Genomic DNA, 26,060 nt, shown 5'->3' on the forward strand with positions numbered 1-26,060 from the left:
GGTTTTAAAAGGAGAGAACAGGCATGGCAGCAAGAGATTTATCTGTTTTATTCAGTGTTATTTTAATTGTGGCGATGCTGGTCATACCGTTTCCGCCAATGCTATTAAGTATTTTAATCATTATTAATATTTCTCTTGCGCTTATCGTGCTTCTCACCACAATGAACATGCAAGAACCACTGCAATTTTCAATATTTCCATCATTGCTTTTGCTCTTAACGCTGTTCCGCTTAGGGCTTAACATCTCTACAACACGATCTATCCTATCAACTGGAGACGCTGGAAAGGTTGTAGAAACGTTTGGTTCATTTGTTGTTGGAGGTAATGTACTCGTGGGTCTGGTGGTCTTCCTTATTCTGATCATCATTCAATTTGTTGTAATCACCAAAGGGGCTGAGCGTGTTTCAGAGGTTGCGGCAAGATTTACCCTCGATGCAATGCCAGGGAAACAAATGAGTATTGATGCAGATTTAAATGCAGGGATGCTGACAGAAAGTGAAGCAAGAAATCGCCGTGAAAAAGTAGCGAGAGAAGCAGACTTTTATGGTGCAATGGATGGTGCAAGTAAGTTCGTCAAAGGGGATGCCATCGCAGGTATTATCATCGTCATTATTAATATTATTTTTGGCATTATTATTGGGATGCTTCAGCAAGGAATGTCGATTCAAGAATCAGCTTCCCACTTTACACTATTAACGGTAGGAGACGGGATTGTTTCACAAATTCCTGCACTTCTCATTTCAACAGCGACAGGGATTGTCGTCACAAGGGCTGCTTCTAATGGGAACCTTGGTTCAGATATCACTGAACAGCTGTTTGCATTCCCGGCTATGCTTTACGTCACATCAGGTACGATCTTCCTTCTTGGGTTGTTTACTCCAATCGGCGTACTTTTGACAGGACCGATCGCAGGTTTACTTGCCCTCGGCGCATACTTGATGTCGAAAAACAAACAGGATCAAGAAGAAATCGAAGAGGTACTAGAGGAACAGGCAGAGGTAGAAGAGATGAAAAGTCCAGAAAGCGTCATTCACCTTCTGCAAATGGATGCCATTGAATTTGAATTTGGCTACGGCCTGATTCCGCTAGCCGATGCAAATCAAGGCGGTGACCTGTTAGACCGAATTGTGATGATCCGAAGGCAGCTTGCCCTCGAACTAGGTCTTGTGATTCCAGTTGTCCGAATTCGAGACAACATAGCACTTAACCCAAATGAGTATCGGCTCAAAATAAAAGGGAACGAAGTGGCAAAAGGTGAGCTGCTGCTTGATCACTACTTAGCGATGTCTCCTACGCCTGATGATGATCCGATTGAAGGGATTGAAACAATCGAGCCATCCTTTGGTCTTCCGGCTAAATGGATCTCAGAAGCAGAAAAAGATCAGGCTGAGATGCTTGGCTATACGGTTGTAGATCCTGCATCTGTTGTGTCTACTCACATCACAGAGAAGATTAGACAAAACACACACGAACTGCTCGGACGCCAAGAAACGAAGCAATTAATCGATCATCTGAAAGAAAGTTATCCTGTCTTAGTGGATGAGGTGACGCCAAATCCACTAGCAGTTGGTGATATTCAAAAAGTGTTGGCAAAACTGTTGAAAGAAAAGGTTTCTATTCGAAATCTTGTCACCATTTTTGAGACGCTTGCAGACTACGGAAAATTAACGACGGATACAGATTTGTTAACAGAGTATGTCAGACAGGCGCTGGCAAGACAGATTACCGCACAATATGCAAGAGAAAATGAATCGCTCAAAGTCGTGACATGCTCAGGCCGAGTGGAAAAGGTGATTGCTGACAGCGTACAGCAGACAGAGCATGGCAACTACTTATCATTAGATCCAGAATCCTCTGAAAGTGTGATTCAATCAGTGGCGAGAGAAATTGAACAGCTTTCGCTTCGTCAGGAAACGCCGGTTCTATTGTGCTCACCTCCTATAAGAATGTACGTCAAGCAGCTGTTAGAAAGATATTTCCCGGATTTACCGGTACTATCTTATAACGAACTAGAAGCAAATGTGGAAGTACAGAGCATCGGAGTGGTGGATATCTAATGAAAATGAAAAAAATCACAGCGAATTCAATGCAGGAGGCAACGATTCAAATTAGGCAGCAGCTTGGGAAGGATGCCGTCATTTTAAATTCCAAAACCGTTGTGAAACGAAAGCTATTCGGTTTAAAGAAACAGCAAATGGTTGAAGTAATAGCTGTGCTGGATCAAGATTTTGAAGAAAGAGCGGGTAAAGGTGTACATCCTGCGCCTCCTCTTCCAGTAATTCCGAAAAAGGAGCAGGTTCAACACCGGCCTGAAGAGCCATCCCTTGCTCCTGAGGCAGTGAAACCAGTACCTTCTCATGCTCAGCCTTTAGAATATGCGAGGAATGAGCGGCATGCTGGTATTCTGCCCGATCCTCTCATGGCAATCGATCAAAAGCTTAAGGATCAAGGTCTTGATGATTCAATTCGAGACGAATGCCTAAAAGGTCTTTTAACGAAGGGTGCTGTCAAGGAAGATCAAATTCAAAAAGAACTTGAACAACTGCTGACAGGTATGCTGCCGGCTCATACCTCTGATGAGCCGATGATTCGTTCAAAATACATTGTGTTGTTTGGTTCAACTGGGGCTGGTAAAACAACAACAATTGCAAAGCTGGCTGCCAAAACTGCCATTCAGAAGCAAAAGAAAATCGCTTTTATTACAACAGATACGTACCGAATTGCAGCGATCGAACAACTGAAAACATACGCGGAACTGCTCAATGCACCGCTTGAGGTTTGTTATTCGAGAGAGGATTTTGTGAAAGCTCAAGAGACCTTTAAAGAGTATGATCATATTTTCGTAGACACAGCCGGTCGTAACTTTAAAGAAGAAGCGTATATCAAAGAGCTGACAGACATTATTCCATTTGATGAAAGCTTTCAAAGTTTCCTAGTGATGAGTGCGACCTCGAAGTATCAGGACATGAGAGCCATGGTTAAACGATTTGAACACGTTCCAATCGACCAATTCATTTTTACAAAGGTAGATGAAACAGACACGATGGGAACAATCTTTCAAATCATTACAGACTCTCAAATCGGACTTGGCTTTTTAACAAATGGTCAAAATGTACCTGAGGATATTCTTGAGGGCTCTCCTCTTGAATTAACAAGGATGGTCTTACAATGATGAAGCCCGACCAAGCGGAAGGTTTAAGAAAGCTCATTCAGCAGAATCAAACGATCACACCGGCTCCTCTTGGTATAAGCGGACAGGCAAAAACTATTGCTGTCATGAGCGGTAAAGGCGGAGTAGGAAAATCAAATTTGACGCTGAATATGGCACTGTCTATCGCAAATGCAGGCAAGCGAGTGTTAGTCATCGACCTTGATTTTGGTATGGGAAATATTGATATTTTACTAGGAAAAACATCGACTAGCTCTATTTTAGATGTTCTTGTCAGGAAGAAATCCTTCCAAGCAGCTATGACACAAGGAACGAACAACCTTTATTACATTTCTGGCGGAAGCGGACTTGAACAGCTGTTTTCTTTAGATAAAGATCAATGGTCGTTCTTTCTAGAGGAAATGGAAAGAATGATGCACGACTTTGATTGTATCTTCTTTGATATGGGTGCCGGCTTGTCAAAAGATCAACTGCCTTTTGTTTTATCAGCAGGAGAAGTTGTGGTTGTGACAACGCCAGAACCAACATCGATCATGGATGCTTACAGCGCAATTAAACACTTAGCTATTCATCAGTTTGAACAATCTGTGCAAATCATTGTCAACCGGTGTGAAACCCCGTCAGAAGGGTCTGAAACCTACCGGAAATTAGCAGGAGTGGTCACATCATTTCTACACAGAAAGCTAGTATTTGCTGGTGCTGTGCCAGATGATCCTGCGGTTCCTAAAGCAGTGGCTGAACAAATTCCATTTTATATCAAGCAGCCTCACTCAAGGCTGAGTAAAACGATCAAGATGCTGGCAGAAACACTTTATCAACAGCAGATAAGAGAGGCACAGAGAGAGCAGCATACGTTTATAGATAAGTTGTCCTCTTTTTTTAAAAGGAGGAAGGTGGACTCATGATTAGAGTGCTTGTAGTAGATGACTCGGCCTTTATGCGAAAGCTCATTAGTGATTTCCTAAGTGCCGAGCAAGAAATAGAAGTCGTGGGAACGGCGCGAAATGGGGAAGATGCCTTAAAACGGATCAAGGAACTGAATCCAGATGTTGTCACACTAGATGTGGAAATGCCTGTTTTAAATGGAACAGAAGCATTAAAACAAATTCTGGCTGAACATGACCTTGCCGTGATTATGGTGTCAAGCCAGACAAAGCAAGGGAAAGATTTAACCATCCATTGCTTAGAACTTGGTGCGTTTGACTTTGTGACAAAGCCTTCAGGAAGTATTTCGCTCGATTTGCACAAAGTAAGAGGCCAAATTGTAGAGCGAGTGCTTGCGGCAGGGATGTCAAGGAAACGCACAGAAGTGCAGATTTCTCCTAAGCCGGTGATGAAGACGCCAAGTCCAGTGGCTTTTCCTCGCCCGCAAGCAGTAAAAAGCAGCTCACTCCGAAAGATTATTTCAATCGGAACATCGACGGGAGGGCCAAGAGCACTTCAACGAGTCGTCACGAAGCTGCCAAAGGACATAGAAGCACCCATTTTGATTGTGCAGCATATGCCGGCAGGATTTACGGCATCACTTGCTACTAGGTTAGACCATTTATCTCAAATTTCGATTAAAGAAGCACAAGATGGAGATATCGCTAAAAATGGAGTGGCTTACATAGCTCCTGGTGGAATGAATATGTCACTTCATGAACAAGGGGCATCCTTAGTCATCAGGCTGTCTCCAGAGGACACGGAAAGCCGGCACAAACCTTCTGTTAACTATTTATTTGAATCCATCAGCAATATAAAGGGTTACGAGAAAATTGCTGTCATTATGACAGGCATGGGTAGTGACGGCACAGAAGGTGTCAAAAAAATGGTCGCAAGCGGTCATACGAAAGTCATTGCAGAAAAAGAAGAATCATGTGTTGTTTTCGGAATGCCTAAATCAGTCATTAAAGCAGGCCTTGCACATGAAACAAGGCATGTGGATGACATCACACATGCAATTATAAGCTCCATGAAAAAAGAGAGGGCGTGAACACGTTGGATGTAAACCAATACTTAGATATCTTTTTAGATGAAAGCAGAGAACACTTACAAACTTGTAATGAAAAACTTCTTGATTTAGAAAAGAACCCAACCGACTTGCAGCTAGTGAATGATATATTCAGAGCGGCTCACACATTGAAAGGCATGAGTGCAACGATGGGCTACGCTGATATGGCTCAGCTCACACATCATTTAGAAAACATGTTTGATGCCATTCGAAATGAACAAATGATTGTCACACCTGAGTCAATGGACACGATGTTTGAAGCACTTGATCACCTGGAAGCAATGGTTCAATCAATTGCAGAAGGCGGAGATGGGAAACGCGATGTCACAGAGGTTAGTAAAAAGCTAGATGTGACAGGAAGCCATGCTGAGGCAGCTCCTAGTGTTGAGACAGCGGATGTATCAGCTGCGGCTGCTAACGACTTAGACTATAACGAATTTGAACGAACAGTGCTTGATGAAGCGAGGGAACAAGGCTTTAAATGTTATGAACTCAATGTGACATTAAGTGACGCATGCTTATTAAAAGCCGTTCGTGTCTATATGATCTTTGAAAGACTGAATGAAGCAGGCGAGGTCGTCAAAACAGTTCCAAATGCAGAACTTTTAGAATCAGAAGATTTCGAATCTGAATTCAGTATTTCTTATTTATCTAAACAACCGATGGATGAAGTGAAAAAAATCGTGATGGCGATCTCAGAAGTTGAACATGTTGAGATCTCAGAAGTCTCTGCATTTGAAGAAGCGGCTCCAGCTGAAAAACAAGAGGCAAAACCTGAACAGGAAAAAGAAGAAGTATCTGTGCCTGCTGCGAAAGCACCAGCAAGCGATGCGCCAAAAGCAAATGGCAATAACGGTGCAGCTGCCGGCGGAACAAAAACGATTCGTGTCAACATTGACCGTCTCGATTCTCTCATGAATCTATTTGAAGAACTGGTGATTGACAGAGGCCGTTTAGAGCAGATTGCAAAAGAATTAGAAAATAACGAACTCACAGACACCGTTGAAAGAATGACACGTATTTCTGGAGACCTGCAATCGATCATCCTGAACATGAGAATGGTACCTGTGGAAACAGTGTTTAACAGATTCCCGCGTATGATTCGTCAATTGACAAAAGAGCTGAATAAGAAAATTGAACTGATCATTGAAGGTGCTGAGACGGAGCTTGATCGAACAGTCATTGACGAGATTGGAGATCCGCTCTTACACTTACTTAGAAACAGTCTAGATCACGGAATTGAATCGCCAGAAGAACGTGTGAAAAAAGGCAAGCCAGAAAAAGGCACCGTTCTATTAAAGGCGTATCATAGCGGAAACCACGTCTTCATTGAAGTAGAAGATGATGGCGGCGGAATTAACCGTAAGAAAGTGCTTGAAAAAGCATTAGAGCGCGGGGTTATTACAGAAAGAGAAGCAGAGACGCTTGAAGATCATCAAATTGATTCATTGATCTTTGCAGCAGGTTTCTCTACAGCTGATACGATTTCTGACATCTCAGGCCGCGGTGTAGGCCTTGACGTTGTGAAAAACAAGCTGGAATCACTAGGTGGATCTGTGAGCATCAACTCAACAGAAGGACAGGGCTCACTATTCTCGATCCAGCTTCCGCTTACATTATCGATTATTTCCGTTCTTCTTGTGAAATTGGAAGAGGAAACATTTGCGATTCCGATTTCTTCTATTATTGAAACGGCTGTCATTAAGAAAAGCGACATCCTTCAAACGCATGATCGTGAAGTGATTGATTTCCGCGGATTTATCGTACCGGTCGTGTACTTGAAGAAACAATTCCACGTACCAAATGCGAATGAATTAGAGGAAGAACTGCACATCATCGTTGTTCGTAAAGGAGATAAGCTGACAGCATTTGTGGTCGATTCATTTATTGGTCAGCAAGAGGTTGTATTGAAATCACTAGGAGATTACCTGCCAAACGTGTTTGCGATCTCAGGCGCAACAATCCTAGGCGACGGTCAAGTTGCACTCATCGTTGACTGTAATGCACTGATCAAGTAAAAAACAATAGAGGAGCGGTCTGAAATGAGTACAGATATCAAAACTGGCGAAAAGATGATTGTGTTTATCGTAAACAAAAAAGAATACGCCATTTCAGTATCAGAAGTAAAGTCCATTGAAAAATGGCAGCAGCCGACAAGAGTCCCTGGCGTTGCCCCTTATATATGCGGTGTTATTAATCTGCGCGGTGTCGTGACACCTGTCATCGACCTTAGAGTCAGACTTGGATCAACTGACAACGACATTACAGATGAAACAAGAATGATTATTGTACAAGTTGGTGACATTGAAGTCGGCTGGATTGTTGATGAAGCGAATGATGTCATTACAGTCCATCAAGAAGAAGTAGAATCTTCTCCTGAATCAGCTGAAAAAGAAGGACAATCATGGGTGACAGGTATCATTAAGCATGATCAGCGTCTATTTAATATCATTCATCCTGGTGCCGTCCTCGACAAGAGCGTTCAAGATGCACCTGTTCATTAAGGAGGATGTGAAATGAGCATTTTCAATGAAATAAAAGATGAACAGCTGGATGTATTAAGAGAGGTTGGGAATATTGGAGCAGGCCACGCCGCGTCTGCTCTTGCCAGCCTATTGGATCGCAAAATAGATATGGCTGTTCCGTTTGTCAAGGTTCTCTCGTTTGAAGAATTAATGGATTTCTTTGGCGGTGCAGACCTCCCAGTTGCAAGCATTTTCCTGCGCATGGAAGGAGATTTATCCGGCTCTATCTTTTTCATTATGCCATTTGAGCAAGCAGAGCAATTTGTAAGAGAGCTTGTACAGGATCCGGCATTTGATATTGATACCATTCACGAGCATGTGATGGGGACGTCAGCACTACACGAGCTGGGAAATATTTTAGCAGGCTCTTATTTATCAGCCCTTGCCGATTTAACAAAATTGCAGCTTCACCCAAGTGTTCCAGATGTTACGCTCGATATGTTCGGGGCTGTCATTAGTGAAGGGTTAATGCAATTCAGCCCTCTAGGTGATCAGGCAATTGTGATTGATACATCGATTTTTGATGATCAAAATAAGCAAGAGCTGAAAGGAAATATGTTTCTATTACCAGACTTTGAATCGTTTGAAAAACTATTCAAAGCATTAGGTAACCTGTAATGAACGTTCAGATTCCGGCAGTTGTAAAGGTTGGTATAGCGGATGTTCAGCTTGTGAAAACACCGGACCGCATTCGGACATCCGGACTTGGTTCTTGTGTAGGACTTGTTCTGTTTGATCAAGAAAAAAAACTGGCAGGTCTTGTCCATGTCATGCTTCCAGACTCATCCCTTGCAAAAGGGGCAGTGGAGAACTTGGCTAAATATGCAGATACAGGTGTCAAGCATACAATTGATCTGCTTCTTAAAGAAGGAGCACGCAAACATGCGCTAAAGGCAAAACTTGCTGGCGGCGCAGAAATGTTTAAGTTTAAGTCAACCAATGATCTAATGAGAATTGGACCTAGAAACGTATCATCTGTTAAAGAACATCTGTCTCTTTATCGCATCCCGATCATTAGTGAGGATACGGGCGGGAACAATGGCCGTACGATTGAATTTGATCCGCTTACGACAGAGCTTGAGATCCGCACTGTGAAGCAAGGCACTATGAAGATATAACTAAGGAAGTATAGGGGGAGAAAGATGCAATCCTTAAATTACGAAGATCAGGCGCTATGGGCTAGATGGAAAGAGTGGAAGGACCCAGCTGCTGGAGATGATCTTATGCGCCGCTATATGCCGCTCGTCACATATCATGTTGGAAGAATTTCCATCGGACTCCCGAAGTCAGTGCATAAAGAAGACTTGATCAGTCTAGGGATGCTCGGTTTATATGATGCCCTTGAAAAATTCGACCCCGGAAGAGATCTGAAGTTTGATACATATGCATCCTTCAGAATCCGCGGGGCCATCATCGACGGTCTTCGTAAAGAGGACTGGCTGCCTCGTACATCAAGAGAAAAAACAAAAAAAGTAGAAGCGGCTATTGAAAAGCTTGAACAGCGCTATTTACGAAATGTGACGCCGACAGAAGTGGCAGAGGAACTTGGCATGAGTGAACAGGATGTTGTCACAACAATGAATGAAGGATTCTTTGCGAATCTGCTTTCAATCGACGAGAAGCTGCATGATCAAGAAGACGGTGAAAACGTCCAAGTCATGATTCGCGATGAGAAAACAGTGACACCTGAAGAGAAGATGCTGAAAGATGAATTAATAGAACAGCTTGCTGAAAAAATGACCGAGCTATCGGAAAAAGAAAAGCTCGTGATCAGTCTTTTCTATAAAGAGGAACTGACGTTAACAGAAATCGGTCACGTGCTCAATTTATCGACCTCGCGCATTTCGCAAATTCATTCAAAGGCATTGTTCAAGCTTAAGCATCTGCTTGATAAAGCCATTCAATCTTAAAGAGTTAGTGAGTGAAAAAATATGTTATGGCTGATTAGCTTCATGCTTCATGCTGCACTTATTTATTTTGTGATCATTTTATATACGAGAATGAATTCGCTGAAGGCAACTGAACAAAAGCAGCGAGAACTTCTAGAAGAAACGGAAAATACCCTGGCTGCATTTTTGATGGAAGTCAAAGAAGAGAATGACAAACTATCAAAAGTGGCAGCCGCTTCCCCTGATTTTTCTGCTGAAGAGCTGAAATCGGATTTTCAGACACCAAAGCAGCCACAACCACCAATTGAATCCCAGCAATCGGTAGAAAGTGAAGATCCAGTACCAGAGCACTTGTCGGCTCTCCTTAGTGAAGTTGAAGTGCAGGAAGAGAAGGTAAACGAACCCGTTCCACATCTTGAATCAGAAGCTTCTGTGCCTTCTGAAAGTGAAATAGAAGAAACATTCGAGGACCAAGTGAAGACCTTATATGACAAAGGGCATTCGCTAGAAGAAATAGCGAAAGAACTGAAAACGGGCAAGACAGAAATCGAGCTTTTATTAAAATTTAGCGGAAAGCTGTAAAGGATTCTTGATTGTCAGTCCATCATGTGTTATATTATTTCTTGGTGTTAAATACACACGCTTAATGATTCGTATGAAGGTGCTGCCGTGGCGCAGTTTTATGTGAACATGACTTGAGCGGAGGAAAAAAAACCATTATATTAGGAGGCAACAAAATGTCAGTTATTTCTATGAAACAATTGCTAGAAGCTGGTGTTCACTTCGGTCACCAAACGCGCCGTTGGAACCCAAAAATGAAGCGTTACATCTTTACAGAGCGTAACGGTATCTACATCATCGATCTTCAAAAAACGGTGAAAAAAGTAGAAGAAGCTTACAACTTCACGAAAAACCTTGCTGCTGACGGAGGAAAAATTCTTTTCGTTGGTACGAAAAAGCAAGCACAAGATTCAGTGAAAGAAGAAGCAATCCGTTCTGGTATGTTCTATGTGAACCAACGCTGGCTTGGTGGAACTTTAACAAACTTTGAAACAATCCAAAAACGTATCAAACGTTTAAAAGATATTGAAAAAATGCAAGAAAACGGTACATTCGATGTTCTTCCTAAGAAAGAAGTCGTTCAACTGAAAAAAGAATTAGAGCGTCTTGAAAAATTCCTAGGCGGAATCAAAGACATGAAAGGTCTTCCGGATGCACTTTTCATTATCGACCCTCGTAAAGAGCGTATTGCAGTTGCAGAAGCTCGTAAATTGAATATCCCAATCATCGGTATCGTTGACACAAACTGTGATCCAGACGAAATTGATGTTGTGATCCCTGCAAACGATGATGCAATCCGTGCTGTAAAACTTCTAACTGCTAAAATGGCAGATGCGATTCTTGAGTCTAAACAAGGCGAAGAAGAAGCTGTTGTAGAAGAAACGACAGAAACTGAAACAACAACTGCGTAACCTATTCAAAAGGTGATAAGAGGGAAATGCCTTTTATCACCTTTTTTTCACCTAGTAATCCGTGTTTTAACATAGAAGGAGGAAATGTAAAATGGCTATTACTGCTCAATTAGTTAAAGAACTGCGTCAAAAAACTGGTGCAGGTATGATGGACTGTAAAAAAGCGTTAACAGAAACTGATGGTGACATCGACAAAGCAATCGATCTTCTAAGAGAAAAAGGAATTGCAAAAGCTGCGAAAAAAGCAGACCGTATTGCTGCTGAAGGATTAACTCTTATCAAAACTGACGGCAACACAGGCGTGATCCTAGAAGTGAACTCTGAGACTGATTTCGTTGCGAAAAACGAAGGATTCCAATCACTTCTTAACGAACTTGCTGATCATTTGCTTGCTGCTAAACCTGCAACAATTGAAGAAGCTCATGCTTCTAAAATGGAAAACGGTTCAACTGTTGAAGAGCATATCACATCTGCAATTGCAAAAATCGGAGAGAAAATCACTCTACGTCGTTTCTCTGTTATCACGAAAGAAGATAACGCAGCATTCGGTTCTTACTTACACATGGGCGGACGCATCGGTGTGTTAGCTGTTCTTAACGGAACAACTGACGAAGAGCTTGCAAGAGACATTGCAATGCACGTTGCTGCTGTAAACCCTAAATACATTTCTCGTGACCAAGTGTCAGAAGAAGAAGCAAACCGTGAGCGCGAAGTATTAACACAGCAAGCGCTTCAAGAAGGAAAGCCTGAAAATATCGTAGCTAAAATGGTAGAAGGCCGTCTAAACAAATTCTTTGAAGAAATTTGCTTACTTGACCAAGCATTCGTTAAAAACCCAGATGAAAAAGTGAAACAAGTAGTAGCTGCGAAAAACGCAAGCATTCAAACTTATGTTCGCTATGAAGTGGGCGAAGGTATTGAAAAGCGTCAAGACAACTTTGCTGAAGAAGTTATGAGCCAAGTGAAAAAATAATGTTTGAAAAGCTCTCGGGGGCTTTTTTAGGGAGCACAAGCACTGTGTTCCCTATTTTTTAGAGGATATTGATTTACAAAAGACAGTTTCTTACGCATAATAAGAGACGGTATAGTTTACACTTGGAGGTTATCATGAGCAAACCGAAATATAATCGCATTGTACTGAAGCTAAGTGGCGAAGCACTAGCAGGTGATGCTGGAAATGGAATTAACCCAACTGTCATTCAATCAATTGCAAAGCAAGTAAAAGAAATTGCAGAGCTTGATGTTGAGGTTGCAGTTGTTGTAGGCGGAGGAAACCTTTGGCGCGGTAAGACAGGCAGTGACTTAGGAATGGACCGTGCAACAGCAGACTACATGGGCATGCTGGCAACAGTGATGAATTCACTCGCGCTGCAGGACAGCCTAGAAACGCTTGGCATTCAGTCTAGGGTACAAACCTCTATCGAAATGAGACAGGTTGCAGAGCCATACATAAGAAGAAAAGCGATCCGTCATCTTGAGAAGAAACGTGTCGTGATTTTTGCTGCAGGTACTGGTAACCCTTATTTCTCTACAGATACAACGGCAGCACTTCGTGCAGCAGAAATTGAAGCAGATGTCATTTTAATGGCGAAAAATAATGTAGACGGTGTCTACAGTGCTGATCCTCGTACAGATGCGGATGCAGTAAAATATGATAAGCTTTCATATCTTGACGTGTTAAAAGAAGGGCTTGCTGTAATGGATTCTACTGCGTCCTCATTATGTATGGACAATGACATTCCATTAATCGTATTCTCCATTATGGAAGAAGGAAATATTAAACGTGCCGTCAATGGCGAATCAATTGGAACGATTGTGAGGGGGAAATAACGTGTCAAAAGAAGTATTGAACCAAACGAAAGAAAAAATGGAAAAAGCCGTTCAAGCATACGGACGTGAACTAGCAACTGTTCGTGCGGGCAGAGCAAATGCTTCATTGCTTGATAAAGTGACGGTTGATTATTACGGTGCACAAACACCACTCAACCAAATCGCGTCAATCACAGTGCCAGAAGCACGTATGCTGATTATCACACCTTATGATAAAACAGCCATCGGTGATATCGAAAAATCGATCCAAAAGTCTGATCTTGGGATCACGCCAACAAGTGACGGAAATGTGATCCGCATTGCGATTCCTGCACTAACAGAAGAAAGACGTAAAGAGCTTGTGAAAGTGGTAAGAAAATATTCAGAAGAAGCAAAAGTAGCTGTTCGTAATGTTCGTCGTGATGCAAACGATGAGTTGAAAAAGCTTGAGAAAAATGGTGAGATCACTGAAGATGAATTAAGATCATCGACAGAGGATGTTCAAAAATTGACAGATGAATATGTCGCTAAAATTGATGACGTGACGAAAGATAAAGAAAAAGAAATCATGGAAGTTTAAGAAAAAACTATGTACAATAGATAATAGTGAAAAGACCCTCTTCATGTTTACAGGGGGTTTTTTTGTTAATACTGTTGGTGACTATATTATTAGCGGGAACGCAACCTTTTTGGGTGATGGAGGAATCTCATGCTCAATATACTCAAAAATTGGAAGAATCAGCAAACTGCTGCTTCCAACTTAGAAAGCCTGACAAAAGAAGACATATTAAATGGAGAAATTCCTGAACATATCGCCATTATCATGGATGGGAACGGAAGATGGGCGAAAAAACGTGCTCTTCCACGGGTAGCAGGACATCATGAAGGAATGAAAGTCGTCAAGCGCATGACAAAGCTTGCAAATGAGCTGAATGTCAAAGTGCTGACTTTGTATGCTTTCTCTACGGAAAATTGGAAACGTCCAAAACTAGAAGTAGACTTTTTAATGAAGCTTCCTGAAGAATTTTTGAACATCTACCTGCCTGAACTCATCGAGGAAAATGTCCGTGTGCGCTTAACAGGTGATCCAGACGGCCTCCCGCAGCATACGAAAAGAGCGGTAGAGAACGCAGTAAAGAGTACGGCGAATAACGACGGACTCGTTTTGAATTTTGCGCTCAACTATGGAGGGCGCACAGAAATCGTCTCCGCATGCAGACAAATTTCTGAAAAAGTCAAAGAAGGTAAGCTTCAAGCAGAAGACATCACAGAAGAGATGTTTTCAGCTTATTTAATGACAGAATCTCTTCAAGATCCGGATTTGCTTATTCGCACAAGTGGAGAAATTAGATTAAGTAACTTTATGCTTTGGCAAATTGCATACAGCGAGTTTGTCTTTACGGATGTGCTTTGGCCTGACTTTTCTGATGAGCATCTTATAGGCGCTATCGGAGAATACCAGCGCCGCGGCCGGAGGTTCGGTGGAATTTAGAGGGTGGTGCAGATGAAACAAAGAATTTTGACGGGTGTTTTGGCAGCTGCAGTCTTTTTACTTGCGGTTATATATGGACAGATGCCATTTACCCTGCTGATTTACTTAATGGGAAGTGTCGCTCTCTTTGAGCTTCTAAGAATGAAAAAGATATCGATTTTCAGCTTTCCTGGTATTGTCAGCTTAATATTGCTTTGGCTTTTAATGGGCGGAGAGAACAGCTTCTTCCCGAACGTAGACGCATCAAAAATGCAAATTGCTTTATTTGCAGTCTTAATCCTTTTAACTTATACAGTGTTGAGCAAAAACTCTTTCACATTCGATGAGGTTGCTTTTGTTGTATTAGCGACATTATATATTGGCGTCAGTTTCTATTATTTCATCCAAATTAGAGGCTTATATGGCATGAGTGCGATCTTCTTCGCAGCAGTGATTATTTGGTCCACTGACTCAGGTGCTTACTTTATTGGGAAATCTATGGGGAAACGAAAGCTCTGGCCAGAGATCAGTCCAAACAAAACAGTAGAAGGATTTATCGGCGGAATCGTCACAGCGGTCGTGTTGTCATTTGTGTTTCAGGCGGTTACAGGATTTTTGCCATCATATCTGCTTGTTATGTTTATTACTCTTTTGCTCAGTATCTTTGGACAGCTTGGCGACCTTGTGGAATCTGCTTTAAAGCGTCATTATCACGTAAAGGATTCAGGGACAATTCTCCCTGGACATGGCGGGATTTTGGACAGGTTTGACAGCTTTTTGTTCGTTCTGCCGTTTTTATATTTACTGCTCGCAACGTTTGCCAGCTAACCTCATAGAAACTTATTGAACGAGAGAAGGAGTGGCAATTTGAAATATATTTCGCTATTAGGCGCAACAGGATCAATTGGAGAACAAACATTAGATGTGATTAGGCAGCACCCAGACAAATTTAAGCTGAAAGCCATGACATTTGGCCGAAATGTAGATAAGGCCATTCCAATCATAGAACAGTTTCAGCCTGAATTTGTCGGATGTTTAAGTGAAGAGACTTATCAGACGCTAAAAGGTCATTCATTTGAATACGATGTCAAGATGGCTGCTGGTGATGAAGCCAACATCGAGGCAGCGACCTATGATGCAGTGGACGTTGTGGTCAATGCACTTGTAGGAAGTGTTGGGCTTGTTCCAACATTAAAGGCCATTGAACAAAAAAAGACGATTGCACTCGCAAATAAGGAAACACTTGTCACAGCTGGTCATATAGTAAAAGAGTACGCGAAAACATATGATGTACCTTTACTTCCTGTCGATAGTGAGCATTCCGCTATTTTTCAATGCCTGCAAGGTGAACAAGCTAAAAACATTGAACGCTTAATCGTGACAGCTTCAGGTGGTAGTTTCCGAGATAAAAAACGAACTGAACTTGAAGGTGTTACGGTTGAAGAAGCGCTGAACCACCCAAACTGGTCAATGGGAGCGAAAATTACCATTGATTCAGCGACGATGATGAATAAAGGGCTCGAGGTGATTGAGGCACATTGGTTGTTTGATATACCGTATGAACAAATTGATGTGCTGTTACATAAAGAGAGCATTATCCATTCGATGGTGGAATTTCACGATAAAAGCGTCATGGCTCAGTTAGGGACACCAGACATGAGAGTGCCCATTCAATATGCACTCACATACCCTGACAGGGCGCCATTACCAGAAGCGAAATCATTGAACCTTTGGGGGATTGGACAATTGAATTTCCAAAAAGCGGATTTTGACAGGTATCGCTGCTTACATTTTGCTTATGAATCAGGTAAAATAGGAGGGACAATGCCTGCTGTGCTCAATGCAGCAAATGAAATGGCAGTTGATGCATTTCTGAAAGGCAAAGTAACGTTCCTGCAAATTGAAGAATTGATTGAAAAGGCACTAAATAGACATCATGTGATTTCAACGCCTAGTTTGCAAGATATCCATGAAGTGGACAAAGATACACGAGACTTTGTTCAATCAATCCTCACATAAGGTGGTATGTTCGTGAATACAGTGATTGCGTTTATTATTATTTTTGGAACGCTCGTTTTTTTCCACGAGCTTGGCCATTTAATTATGGCGCAGCGAGCGGGGATTTTATGCCGCGAGTTCGCAATTGGTTTTGGGCCGAAGATTTTCTCCTTTAAACGAAAGGAAACCGTTTATACCATTAGACTGCTCCCTATTGGCGGATTTGTTAAAATGGCAGGAGAGGACCCTGAAGTCATTGAAATTAAACCAGGTCATACAGTGGGGCTCTTATTCAATGAGCAAAATGAAGTAGAAAAAATCATTTTAAATGACAAAGAAAAATATCCTGATGCACTTGTCATCGAAGTTGAGCAGATTGATTTAGATCATGCCATGAGAATCTCAGGATATGAAGCTGGAAATGAAGATATTTTGACTGGCTACAATGTCAGTCAAACAAGCTTTTATATTGCAGATGGTGAAGAAATTCAAATCGCACCATACAATCGTCAATTTGGATCAAAAACGGTATGGCAGCGTATTAAAGCGATCGCAGCTGGACCGATTATGAACTTTATCCTGGCATATGTGATTTTGGTTGCTTTAGGCTTTATTCAAGGGGTAACCGTTGATGATCCTGTACTCGGCAAGCTGACGAAAGACGGCCGAGCGGCAGAAGCTGGACTCATGCAGGGAGACCACATCGTGTCCATTAACGGGGATAAAATGAATTCTTGGACAGACGTCGTTCAAACCGTTCAAAAGAACCCTGAGAAAAAAATGAATGTCGTCATTGACCGAGACGGCAAAGAAAGCACTGTGCAGGTTGTACCAGAAGCTGTGAAAGCAGACGGAAAAAGCATTGGCCGTTTCGGATCTTATCCGCCAACGGAAAATGGATTTCTGAAGGTTATTTCATCCTCAGGAACGACTGTGATTTCAACAGCAGGTCTGATTTTAACGAACTTGCAAAAAATTGTCACAGGACAATTTTCACTAGATATGTTAGCGGGTCCTGTTGGGATCTATGACATGACAGGAGAAGTAGCCAAGCAAGGTGTGTTAACATTAATGCAGTTTGCGGCGTTCCTTAGTATCAACTTAGGCATCGTGAATTTATTACCGATTCCTGCACTAGACGGAGGACGTTTACTATTCTTGTTTGTTGAAGCCATTCGTGGTAAACCAATTAATCGTGAGAAAGAAGCACTTGTTGTCTTTATCGGTGTTGCATTCCTCATGCTGTTAATGCTAGTGGTTACGTGGAATGACATCCAGCGATTATTTTTATAAAAACCAATGTCTCTTGTTTCTCATTACGGGAAACAAGAGTTTTTGTGAGAAGTCCTATTTCATAAATGAGGTGTAACGACATGAGACAATCCCTGACTTTCATTCCAACTCTTCGAGAGGTGCCGGCAGATGCTGAGGCAAAAAGTCATCAGCTCTTAGTAAGAGCTGGGTTCATTAGACAAAATACAAGCGGAATCTATCATTATCTGCCGCTTGCTCATAAAGTCATCCAGCATATTCAATCCATTGTTCGCAAGGAAATGGAAAAGGCAGGAGCAGCTGAGCTGTTAATGCCAGTGCTGCAGCAGGCAGAAATGTGGCAAGAGTCAGGAAGATGGTATACATACGGTCCAGAATTGATGCGTATGAAAGATCGTCATGGCCGCGAGTTCGCACTTGGCCCAACGCACGAAGAGGTGATCACATCACTCGTACGCAGCGAAGTAAAATCGTATAAGAAGCTTCCTTTAACTCTTTATCAAATTCAATCAAAATTCCGCGATGAACAGAGACCGCGTTTTGGGCTGCTGCGCGGACGTGAATTTATTATGAAGGATGCGTACTCATTCCATTCTTCACCAGAAAGCCTTGATGACACATACAACAAGATGTTTACAGCTTACTCCAATGTATTCTCAAAAGTAGGTCTTAATTTTAGACCAGTCATTGCAGATTCTGGTGCAATGGGAGGAAAAGATACACATGAGTTTATGGCACTGTCAGAAGTAGGAGAAGATACAATCGCATACTCTGACACATCTTCCTATGCTGCGAACATTGAAATGGCTGAAGCTGTTTATCACGGAGAAGAAGCAAATCCTGCGGACTTCAAAGAACTTGAAAAAGTCCACACACCGCAAGTAAAAACGATTCAAGACATCGCTGGATTTTTAGAAGTTGATCCTTCTCTTTGTATCAAGTCTGTTTTGTTTAAAGCAGATGATGCGTATGTTCTAATCCTGACTAGAGGCGACCATGAAGTAAATGATGTGAAAGTGAAAAACTTGGTAGGAGCACAGCTTGTAGAGCTTGCTACTCGCGAAGAAGTACTAGAAGTCATTGGAACAGAGCCTGGATTTGTTGGTCCTGTGAAGCTGGAAGCAGAAGTCGATATTTATGCAGACCTTGCGGTTAAAGGCATGACAAATGCTGTCGCAGGTGCAAACGAAGCGGATTATCACTATGTCAATGTCAATCCTGCGCGTGATGTATCAGTGAAAGAATTCACAGATCTTCGTTTGATTCAAGAAGGAGATGTTTCTCCAGATGGAGAAGGCACAATCCAGTTTGCCAAAGGGATTGAAGTAGGACAAGTCTTTAAACTAGGCACTCGTTATTCTGAGTCAATGGATGCGACGTACCTCGATGAAAATGGACGAGCGCAGCCAATGATTATGGGATGCTATGGTATCGGTATCTCTAGAACTCTTTCAGCAATTGTTGAACAGCATCACGATGAGAAAGGAATCATTTGGCCCGAAACTGTTGCGCCATATGACCTTCATCTCCTTGCATTAAATATGAAAAACGATGCTCAAAAAGAGCTGGCTGAAACGTTATACGAGCGCTTAGAAGATGAGGGCTTTGACGTACTTTTCGATGACCGCCAAGAGCGTGCCGGAGTAAAATTTGCAGACAGTGATTTAATTGGGCTGCCAATTCGCATTAGCTGCGGAAAACGTTCAGAAGAAGGCATTGTTGAAGTGAAGTTTAGAAAATCAGGTGAATCACATGAAGTATCTGTTGATGAGCTGATTTCATTTATACGCCAAGCATAAAAACGAACAAAAAAATGAAGGTACCTCCTGTAGAAAAGAGGTACCTTTCTGATTGACAAAAGGAGGGTTCTGTCTTGGATGAACAATTACCGATCACACGGCGGCAATTTCATATATTACTCAATCAGATTCAAATGACAGATGATGACCTCAGTCGTTACTTTGAAGAAGGAGAAATCGTCAAATTGACGGTGCATAAGGCGACGAAAACGTGGCATTTCCTTTTTAAATTTAAGGCGCTTCTGCCTTACAAGGTATATGCGATGTTTCTCAGCAGGCTGACAAATGCATTTTCTCATATTGCACAAGTCACTTGTACGATTGAAGTCAATGATCCGAACATCTCTGAAGAGCTCGTTCAATCGTATTGGTCACATTGTGTGGAAGAGCTTCAAGGAATTTCTCCTCCAATCATCAGCTTGCTTCAGCAGCAAAAACCATCGCTGTCTGGACATAAAATCATCATCAAAACGAAAAGCGAAACAGAGGCTTTGGCCATCAAGAAGAAGTACAGCCCAATGCTCCAGGCTGCTTTTAAACAAGTGGGCTTTCCAGAGCTGCAATTCGATACAGAAATTTTTGTATCAGATCAAGAGATTCAGAAGTTCAGAGAACAAAAGCTTGCTGAAGATCAAGAAAGAGCGATGCAAGCCCTCACTGAGATAGAGAAGAAGGAAAGTGAGGAGCAGGATGAAGCTCCGTCTGGTCCTCTCATGATTGGCTATCAAATTAAAGACAATGAAGAAATCCGTACGCTTGATAGTATTATGGATGAGGAACGAAGAATCACCGTCCAAGGCTACGTATTCGATGCAGAAACGCGTGAGCTGAAAAGCGGCAGAACGCTTTGTATCTTTAAGATTACAGATTATACAAACAGTATTTTAATCAAAATGTTTGCAAGAGAAAAAGAAGATGCCCAGCTGATGAAATCATTGAAAAAAGGCATGTGGGTCAAAGCAAGAGGAAGCATTCAAAACGATACGTTTGTCAGAGACCTTGTCATGATTGCCAATGACGTCAATGAAATGAAACCTCAGCTGAAAGAGGATACGGCACCTGTGGGTGAAAAACGTGTCGAGCTTCATTTGCATTCCCCAATGAGCCAAATGGATGCTGTCACTGGCATTGGCAGGCTGGTGGAACAAGCAAAAAAATGGGGACATGAAGCGATTGCCCTGACGGATCATGCGGTTGTACAATCCTTCCCAGATGCGTATGCAGCAAGTAAAAAACATGACATCAAAATGATGTACGGTGTGGAAATCAACTTGGTCGACGACGGAGTACCCATTGCCTATAATCCGGAGCACCGTTTGTTAGATGACGCGACGTATGTCGTATTTGACGTAGAGACAACTGGACTTTCAGCCGTTTATGACACGATCATTGAGCTGGCAGCAGTGAAAATAAAAGGCGGGGAAATCATTGACCGCTTTGAGGCATTTGCAAATCCTCATCACCCATTATCAGCGACAACGATCGAATTAACGGGTATTACGGATGATATGGTCAGAGATGCTCCAGATGTCGTCGATGTCGTGCGCGATTTCAAAGAATGGATTGGACAAGATATCCTTGTTGCGCACAATGCAAGCTTTGATATGGGCTTTTTAAATGCAGCGTACAAACGTCTGTTAAAAACAGATAAAGCGTCAAACCCTGTGATTGATACACTTGAACTCGGCCGATTCCTTTACCCTGAATTTAAAAATCACCGGCTCAATACACTTTGTAAAAAGTTCGATATAGAACTGACGCAGCATCACCGGGCCATTTACGATGCAGAGGCGACAGGCTACCTCATGCTGAAGATGCTAAAAGATGCGGCTGAAAAAGAAATTGCCTATCACGATCAATTGAATGAAAACATGGGTCAGTCTAATGCCTACCAGCGCTCACGTCCTTACCATGCCATTCTGATCGCACAAAATGAGACCGGTCTGAAAAATTTATTCAAACTTGTTTCTCTTTCTCATATTCATTATTTCTACCGGGTGCCGCGCATTCCGCGCTCACAGCTTGAGAAATATCGAGAAGGTTTAATTATCGGGTCTGCTTGTGATAAGGGTGAGGTCTTTGAAGGGATGATGCAAAAATCACCTGATGAGGTGGAAGACATTGCAGCATTTTACGACTATTTAGAAGTTCATCCGCCAGAAGTGTATCAGCATCTGCTGCAGCTGGAGCTTGTTCGAGATGAACGTGCGTTAAAAGAAATCATCACAAACATTGTGAAGCTTGGCGAAAAGCTCAATAAACCAGTCGTGGCAACTGGAAATGTGCATTATCTGCATCCAGAAGACAAAATTTATCGTAAAATCTTAATTTCATCACAGGGTGGAGCAAATCCGCTTAACCGTCACGAACTGCCAAAAGTTCATTTTAGAACGACAGATGAAATGCTTGAAGCATTCTCCTTCCTAGGAGACGAAAAAGCGAAAGAGATCGTCGTGGCGAATACGAAAAAAGTATCTGAGATGGTCGAAAGCATTAAACCAATCAAAGATGACCTATACACACCAAAAATTGAAGGTGCAGATGAAGAAATACGGGAAATGAGCTATCAAATGGCGCGCAGCATCTACGGAGATGATTTGCCGAAAATTGTAGAAGACCGTATTGAGAAAGAATTAAAAAGTATTATCGGCCATGGATTCGCCGTTATTTACTTAATTTCTCATAAGCTTGTAAAGAAATCACTTGATGATGGATATCTTGTTGGTTCAAGGGGATCTGTCGGCTCATCTCTTGTTGCAACATTAACAGAGATTACCGAAGTGAACCCACTTGCCCCGCATTATGTATGTCCAAGCTGTAAGCATTCAGAGTTCTTTAATGACGGATCTGTTGGTTCAGGCTTTGATCTTCCTGACAAAAACTGCCCAGAATGTGGTACGCCGTACAAAAAAGACGGACATGATATTCCGTTTGAAACGTTCTTAGGTTTTAAAGGAGACAAAGTCCCTGATATCGACTTGAACTTCTCAGGTGAATATCAGCCGATTGCACATAACTATACGAAAGAGCTGTTTGGTGAAGAGTATGTATACCGAGCAGGTACGATTGGTACTGTTGCAGAAAAAACAGCTTATGGTTACGTGAAAGGCTACGCAGGAGATCATAATCTTCATATGAGGGGCGCAGAAATCGACCGGCTTGTCCAAGGCTGTACAGGGGTCAAACGGACAACGGGCCAGCACCCAGGCGGTATTATCGTAGTGCCGGATTATATGGACATTTATGATTTCTCACCAATTCAATATCCAGCAGATGCGACAGGTTCTGATTGGAAAACGACGCATTTTGATTTCCATTCAATCCATGACAACTTGCTCAAGCTGGATATACTAGGGCACGATGATCCAACGGTTATTCGTATGCTTCAGGATTTAAGCGGAATTGATCCAAAAACGATTCCAACAGACGATCCTGAAGTAATGAAAATTTTCCAAGGAACAGAGCCTCTTGGTGTAACAGAGGAGCAAATTGGCTGTAAAACAGGTACACTCGGTATTCCGGAGTTTGGGACAAGGTTTGTTCGGCAAATGCTTGAGGATACAAAACCAACAACCTTCTCAGAGCTCGTTCAGATCTCTGGACTATCACACGGGACGGATGTATGGCTCGGAAACGCGCAAGAGCTCATTCACAATAAAACGTGTGAACTAAGTGAAGTGATTGGGTGCCGTGACGATATTATGGTCTATCTCATCTATCAGGGCTTAGAGCCGTCACTCGCATTTAAAATCATGGAGTCTGTTCGTAAAGGAAAGGGGCTTCCCCCTGAATGGGAAGAAGAAATGAAGAATAATAATGTACCGAACTGGTATATTGATTCTTGTAAAAAGATCAAATACATGTTCCCTAAGGCCCACGCAGCTGCTTACGTATTAATGGCTGTACGGATTGCCTACTTCAAGGTGCATCATGCACTTTTATACTATGCGGCTTACTTTACCGTTCGTGCAGATGACTTTGATATCGAAACAATGACAAAAGGATCGAATGCGATTCGAGCAGTCATGGACGATATTAACTCAAAAGGTCTAGATGCATCACCGAAAGAAAAGAACCTATTAACTGTACTAGAGCTTGCACTTGAAATGTGTGAAAGAGGCTACCATTTCAAAAAAGTGGACCTCTACCGATCAAGTGCAACAGAGTTTATCATTGATGGAGATGGATTAATTCCGCCATTCAACTCGATCCCTGGACTCGGAACAAACGTTGCGTTAAATATTGTTCGCGCACGACAAGACGGGGAATTCCTTTCAAAAGAAGATTTACAAAAACGCGGAAAAGTGTCGAAAACGATCCTAGAATATTTAGATCGTCAAGGCTGCTTAGAAGCACTTCCCGATCAAAACCAGCTTTCTTTGTTTTAATGCGATTCATGAAGAGCGTCCTTAAAGGGGCGTTCTTTTTTTATATGCAATAATTTTATTATGTTAACTAATAAAGATTTTCCACCAAATGGAATCATTTTCTTATTCATTCATATACCTTGATTTAACGTGATGTTTTAAGAGAAGAGATTGTATGTCATTCTTTCTACCCAAATAGAGCAAAAAAGAGAATTTCGCCGTCTGAAATGTTCTCATGCGACATATGATCATTCTGGGTACAGTCACAAAAAGAATCAAGAGAAAAAACCTTCGATGAGCGTAAAGCTGATTGCTGTTTACTATGCTTATTTTTGAAACGTATTTGATTCTTTTCAAAACTGTTCAAATCACGTTCTGAATAAAAGGAGGTGGCTTGTCTATTCATGTTTGACTAAAAAGAAGGAGTGAGTCATACGGAAATGGCATCTTATAATTATGTAGAGGTTCTTCAAAAATCCTTGTTGTTTTATGAAGCGCAGCGGTCTGGAAAGCTTCCCGAAAGCAGCCGTCTCAACTGGCGGGGAGATTCTGGACTAGAGGACGGGAAGGATGTAGGGCATGATTTAACTGGCGGCTGGTATGACGCAGGTGATCATGTGAAATTTGGGCTTCCGATGGCCTACTCAGCAGCTGTGCTTGCATGGACAGTATATGAATACCGAGAAGCCTATGAAGAGGCAGAACTGCTTGATGACATCCTCGATCAAATCAGGTGGGCAACGGATTATTTTTTGAAAGCACATACAGGTCCGAACGAGTTTTGGGCGCAGGTAGGTGATGGGAACGCCGATCATGCTTGGTGGGGACCGGCAGAAGTGATGCCGATGAGCCGGCCAGCTTTTAAAATTGATGAAAATTGTCCAGGAACAGAAGTAGCCGCACAAACTGCTGCAGCTTTAGCAGCGGGTTCTATCATTTTTAAAGAGACAGATGCCCCTTATGCAGCAAAGCTTCTGACCCACGCGAAACAGCTTTATGCATTTGCTGACAGGTATCGCGGCGAGTATACAGATTGTGTCACAAACGCTCAGCCGTTTTACAACTCCTGGAGCGGCTATATTGATGAACTCATTTGGGGCGGAATCTGGCTGTACTTGGCAACAAATGAAGAGACCTATTTAAATCAAGCACTAAAAGCAGTAGAAGAATGGCCAAAGGATTGGGATTATACGTTTACCATGTCATGGGACAATACTTTCTTCGCTTCACAAATCTTACTCGCAAGAATCACGAAGGAGAATAGATTTATAGAATCGACAGAGCGTAACCTCGATTACTGGACCACAGGTCTTGTTCAAAATGGAAAAGTCGAAAGAATCACTTATACGCCTGGCGGTTTGGCATGGCTAGATCAATGGGGATCGCTTCGTTATACAGCAAATGCAGCATTTTTAGCCTTTGTCTATGCTGATTGGGTTTCGGATGAAGAAAAAAAGAATCGATATCAAACGTTTGCGGTCAATCAAACTCACTATATGCTTGGTGATAATCCGCTCAATAGAAGCTATGTCGTTGGGTTTGGCCAGAACCCGCCGAAGCATCCACACCATCGAACTGCACATGGCTCATGGTCTAACCAGCTGACAAATCCTCCGTATCATCGGCACACTCTTTATGGAGCGCTTGTTGGCGGGCCTAATGCACAGGATCAATATGACGATGACATCTCTGATTATGTATCAAACGAGGTGGCGACGGACTATAATGCCGCCTTTACTGGAAATATAGCCAAAATGGTGCAGCTGTTTGGAAAGGGGCAATCTAAGCTTCCAAATTTCCCGCCTAAAGAACAGGCTCAGGATGAGTTTTTTGTAGAGGCAGCTCTGATGAATAACGATACAACATCAACTCAGGTGAAGGCTGTTCTATACAATCGGTCCGGCTGGCCGGCAAGAAGCAGTCAAACGCTGTCCTTTAGATATTATGTCAATCTAAGTGAGGTCTTTGCAAAGGGATTCACTGAAAAAGATATTCAAGTGACAGCAGCCTACAATGAAGGCGCTTCCTTATCTCCGCTGAAGGTATATGACGCATCAGCCCACGTATATTATGCAGAAATTGATTTTACGGGCGTAGCGATTTTTCCTGGAGGAGAATCAGAGCATAAGAAGGAAATACAATTTCGATTATCTGCACCAAATGGGGCGAATATATGGGATGCCTCAAATGATTATTCCTTTCAAGGCTTAACATCTAATATGCAAAAAACAGCGAGGATTCCTGTTTTTGATGATGGTGCTTTGGTATTTGGTGCACTTCCAGACAAATAAAAATC

Annotated in this window: 21 protein-coding genes; all 21 read left to right on the forward strand. The window is 42.2% G+C overall.

Going from position 1 to position 26,060, the window contains the following annotated elements; all coding sequences use genetic code 11:
• Positions 1-23 precede the first annotated feature (23 nt).
• Positions 24-2,057 carry a flagellar biosynthesis protein FlhA gene (gene flhA, locus C6348_RS03570; RefSeq protein ID WP_060596266.1) on the forward strand — a complete coding sequence of 678 codons (2,034 nt, stop codon included), beginning with the start codon at positions 24-26 and terminating at the stop codon, positions 2,055-2,057.
• The gene (gene flhF, locus C6348_RS03575) at positions 2,057-3,172 is read left to right on the forward strand and encodes a flagellar biosynthesis GTPase FlhF (protein WP_106041905.1); all 1,116 of its coding nucleotides are present in this window, start codon (positions 2,057-2,059) and stop codon (positions 3,170-3,172) included. Before flhA ends, flhF begins: the two co-directional genes overlap by 1 nt.
• Positions 3,169-4,074 (forward strand): MinD/ParA family protein, encoded by a 906-nt coding sequence (locus C6348_RS03580; protein ID WP_106041907.1) that lies wholly within the window; start codon positions 3,169-3,171, stop codon positions 4,072-4,074. Before flhF ends, C6348_RS03580 begins: the two co-directional genes overlap by 4 nt.
• Positions 4,071-5,144 (forward strand): protein-glutamate methylesterase/protein-glutamine glutaminase, encoded by a 1,074-nt coding sequence (locus C6348_RS03585; protein ID WP_106041909.1) that lies wholly within the window; start codon positions 4,071-4,073, stop codon positions 5,142-5,144. The genes C6348_RS03580 and C6348_RS03585 overlap by 4 nt, the downstream gene beginning before the upstream one ends.
• Before the next feature lie 5 nt (positions 5,145-5,149).
• Positions 5,150-7,180 (forward strand): chemotaxis protein CheA, encoded by a 2,031-nt coding sequence (locus tag C6348_RS03590; protein WP_034662334.1) that lies wholly within the window; start codon positions 5,150-5,152, stop codon positions 7,178-7,180.
• 24 nt (positions 7,181-7,204) lie between these two features.
• Entirely contained in the window at positions 7,205-7,666 is a 462-nt protein-coding gene (locus tag C6348_RS03595; protein ID WP_034662331.1) for a chemotaxis protein CheW, read from the forward strand.
• Between the two features lie 12 nt (positions 7,667-7,678).
• Positions 7,679-8,305: a chemotaxis protein CheC gene (locus tag C6348_RS03600; RefSeq protein WP_034662328.1), complete on the forward strand. Its 627-nt coding sequence runs from the start codon at positions 7,679-7,681 to the stop codon at positions 8,303-8,305.
• Positions 8,305-8,805 (forward strand): chemotaxis protein CheD, encoded by a 501-nt coding sequence (locus C6348_RS03605; RefSeq protein WP_106041911.1) that lies wholly within the window; start codon positions 8,305-8,307, stop codon positions 8,803-8,805. Before C6348_RS03600 ends, C6348_RS03605 begins: the two co-directional genes overlap by 1 nt.
• A gap of 24 nt (positions 8,806-8,829) precedes the next feature.
• Entirely contained in the window at positions 8,830-9,597 is a 768-nt protein-coding gene (locus C6348_RS03610; RefSeq protein WP_012009976.1) for a FliA/WhiG family RNA polymerase sigma factor, read from the forward strand.
• Positions 9,598-9,618: 21 nt separating this feature from the next.
• On the forward strand, positions 9,619-10,158 hold the full coding sequence (locus C6348_RS03615; RefSeq protein ID WP_034662322.1) for a hypothetical protein: 540 nt from the start codon (positions 9,619-9,621) through the stop codon (positions 10,156-10,158).
• 155 nt (positions 10,159-10,313) lie between these two features.
• Positions 10,314-11,048 (forward strand): 30S ribosomal protein S2, encoded by a 735-nt coding sequence (gene rpsB / locus C6348_RS03620; RefSeq protein ID WP_003212093.1) that lies wholly within the window; start codon positions 10,314-10,316, stop codon positions 11,046-11,048.
• A 91-nt stretch (positions 11,049-11,139) separates the two neighbouring features.
• Complete coding sequence (tsf, locus tag C6348_RS03625; RefSeq protein ID WP_012009978.1) at positions 11,140-12,021, forward strand: translation elongation factor Ts; 882 nt, start codon at positions 11,140-11,142, stop codon at positions 12,019-12,021.
• A 134-nt stretch (positions 12,022-12,155) separates the two neighbouring features.
• Entirely contained in the window at positions 12,156-12,878 is a 723-nt protein-coding gene (pyrH, locus tag C6348_RS03630; protein ID WP_008344767.1) for a UMP kinase, read from the forward strand.
• A 1-nt stretch (position 12,879) separates the two neighbouring features.
• On the forward strand, positions 12,880-13,437 hold the full coding sequence (gene frr, locus C6348_RS03635) for a ribosome recycling factor (protein ID WP_003212469.1): 558 nt from the start codon (positions 12,880-12,882) through the stop codon (positions 13,435-13,437).
• Between the two features lie 129 nt (positions 13,438-13,566).
• The gene (uppS, locus tag C6348_RS03640; RefSeq protein ID WP_034662319.1) at positions 13,567-14,349 is read left to right on the forward strand and encodes an undecaprenyl pyrophosphate synthase; all 783 of its coding nucleotides are present in this window, start codon (positions 13,567-13,569) and stop codon (positions 14,347-14,349) included.
• A gap of 12 nt (positions 14,350-14,361) precedes the next feature.
• Positions 14,362-15,156, forward strand: a complete 795-nt coding sequence (locus tag C6348_RS03645; protein ID WP_060596276.1) for a phosphatidate cytidylyltransferase — start codon at positions 14,362-14,364, stop codon at positions 15,154-15,156.
• Between the two features lie 39 nt (positions 15,157-15,195).
• The gene (gene dxr, locus C6348_RS03650) at positions 15,196-16,347 is read left to right on the forward strand and encodes a 1-deoxy-D-xylulose-5-phosphate reductoisomerase (RefSeq protein ID WP_106041913.1); all 1,152 of its coding nucleotides are present in this window, start codon (positions 15,196-15,198) and stop codon (positions 16,345-16,347) included.
• A 6-nt stretch (positions 16,348-16,353) separates the two neighbouring features.
• Positions 16,354-17,619, forward strand: coding sequence for an RIP metalloprotease RseP (rseP, locus tag C6348_RS03655; RefSeq protein WP_095285177.1), 1,266 nt, complete (start codon positions 16,354-16,356; stop codon positions 17,617-17,619).
• An 80-nt stretch (positions 17,620-17,699) separates the two neighbouring features.
• The gene (locus C6348_RS03660; RefSeq protein WP_034662305.1) at positions 17,700-19,397 is read left to right on the forward strand and encodes a proline--tRNA ligase; all 1,698 of its coding nucleotides are present in this window, start codon (positions 17,700-17,702) and stop codon (positions 19,395-19,397) included.
• A 134-nt stretch (positions 19,398-19,531) separates the two neighbouring features.
• On the forward strand, positions 19,532-23,785 hold the full coding sequence (locus C6348_RS03665; protein WP_262982724.1) for a PolC-type DNA polymerase III: 4,254 nt from the start codon (positions 19,532-19,534) through the stop codon (positions 23,783-23,785).
• A gap of 419 nt (positions 23,786-24,204) precedes the next feature.
• Positions 24,205-26,055, forward strand: a complete 1,851-nt coding sequence (locus tag C6348_RS03670; protein WP_106041917.1) for a glycoside hydrolase family 9 protein — start codon at positions 24,205-24,207, stop codon at positions 26,053-26,055.
• The last annotated feature ends 5 nt before the right edge of the window (positions 26,056-26,060 follow it).

Source organism: Bacillus sp. YBWC18 (assembly GCF_002998775.1).
In the GTDB taxonomy this organism is placed as follows: domain Bacteria; phylum Bacillota; class Bacilli; order Bacillales; family Bacillaceae; genus Bacillus.

Excerpts from the sequence above, each read along its gene's own strand:
- flhA (WP_060596266.1), top strand. The coding sequence starts at position 24 with ATGGCAGCAAGAGATTTATCTGTTTTATTCAGTGTTATTTTAATTGTG.
- flhF (WP_106041905.1), top strand. The coding sequence starts at position 2,057 with ATGAAAATGAAAAAAATCACAGCGAATTCAATGCAGGAGGCAACGATT.
- C6348_RS03580 (WP_106041907.1), top strand. The coding sequence starts at position 3,169 with ATGATGAAGCCCGACCAAGCGGAAGGTTTAAGAAAGCTCATTCAGCAG.
- C6348_RS03585 (WP_106041909.1), top strand. The coding sequence starts at position 4,071 with ATGATTAGAGTGCTTGTAGTAGATGACTCGGCCTTTATGCGAAAGCTC.
- C6348_RS03595 (WP_034662331.1), top strand. The coding sequence starts at position 7,205 with ATGAGTACAGATATCAAAACTGGCGAAAAGATGATTGTGTTTATCGTA.
- C6348_RS03600 (WP_034662328.1), top strand. The coding sequence starts at position 7,679 with ATGAGCATTTTCAATGAAATAAAAGATGAACAGCTGGATGTATTAAGA.
- C6348_RS03605 (WP_106041911.1), top strand. The coding sequence starts at position 8,305 with ATGAACGTTCAGATTCCGGCAGTTGTAAAGGTTGGTATAGCGGATGTT.
- C6348_RS03610 (WP_012009976.1), top strand. The coding sequence starts at position 8,830 with ATGCAATCCTTAAATTACGAAGATCAGGCGCTATGGGCTAGATGGAAA.
- C6348_RS03615 (WP_034662322.1), top strand. The coding sequence starts at position 9,619 with ATGTTATGGCTGATTAGCTTCATGCTTCATGCTGCACTTATTTATTTT.
- rpsB (WP_003212093.1), top strand. The coding sequence starts at position 10,314 with ATGTCAGTTATTTCTATGAAACAATTGCTAGAAGCTGGTGTTCACTTC.
- tsf (WP_012009978.1), top strand. The coding sequence starts at position 11,140 with ATGGCTATTACTGCTCAATTAGTTAAAGAACTGCGTCAAAAAACTGGT.
- pyrH (WP_008344767.1), top strand. The coding sequence starts at position 12,156 with ATGAGCAAACCGAAATATAATCGCATTGTACTGAAGCTAAGTGGCGAA.
- uppS (WP_034662319.1), top strand. The coding sequence starts at position 13,567 with ATGCTCAATATACTCAAAAATTGGAAGAATCAGCAAACTGCTGCTTCC.
- C6348_RS03645 (WP_060596276.1), top strand. The coding sequence starts at position 14,362 with ATGAAACAAAGAATTTTGACGGGTGTTTTGGCAGCTGCAGTCTTTTTA.
- rseP (WP_095285177.1), top strand. The coding sequence starts at position 16,354 with ATGTTCGTGAATACAGTGATTGCGTTTATTATTATTTTTGGAACGCTC.
- C6348_RS03660 (WP_034662305.1), top strand. The coding sequence starts at position 17,700 with ATGAGACAATCCCTGACTTTCATTCCAACTCTTCGAGAGGTGCCGGCA.
- C6348_RS03665 (WP_262982724.1), top strand. The coding sequence starts at position 19,532 with ATGACAGATGATGACCTCAGTCGTTACTTTGAAGAAGGAGAAATCGTC.
- C6348_RS03670 (WP_106041917.1), top strand. The coding sequence starts at position 24,205 with ATGGCATCTTATAATTATGTAGAGGTTCTTCAAAAATCCTTGTTGTTT.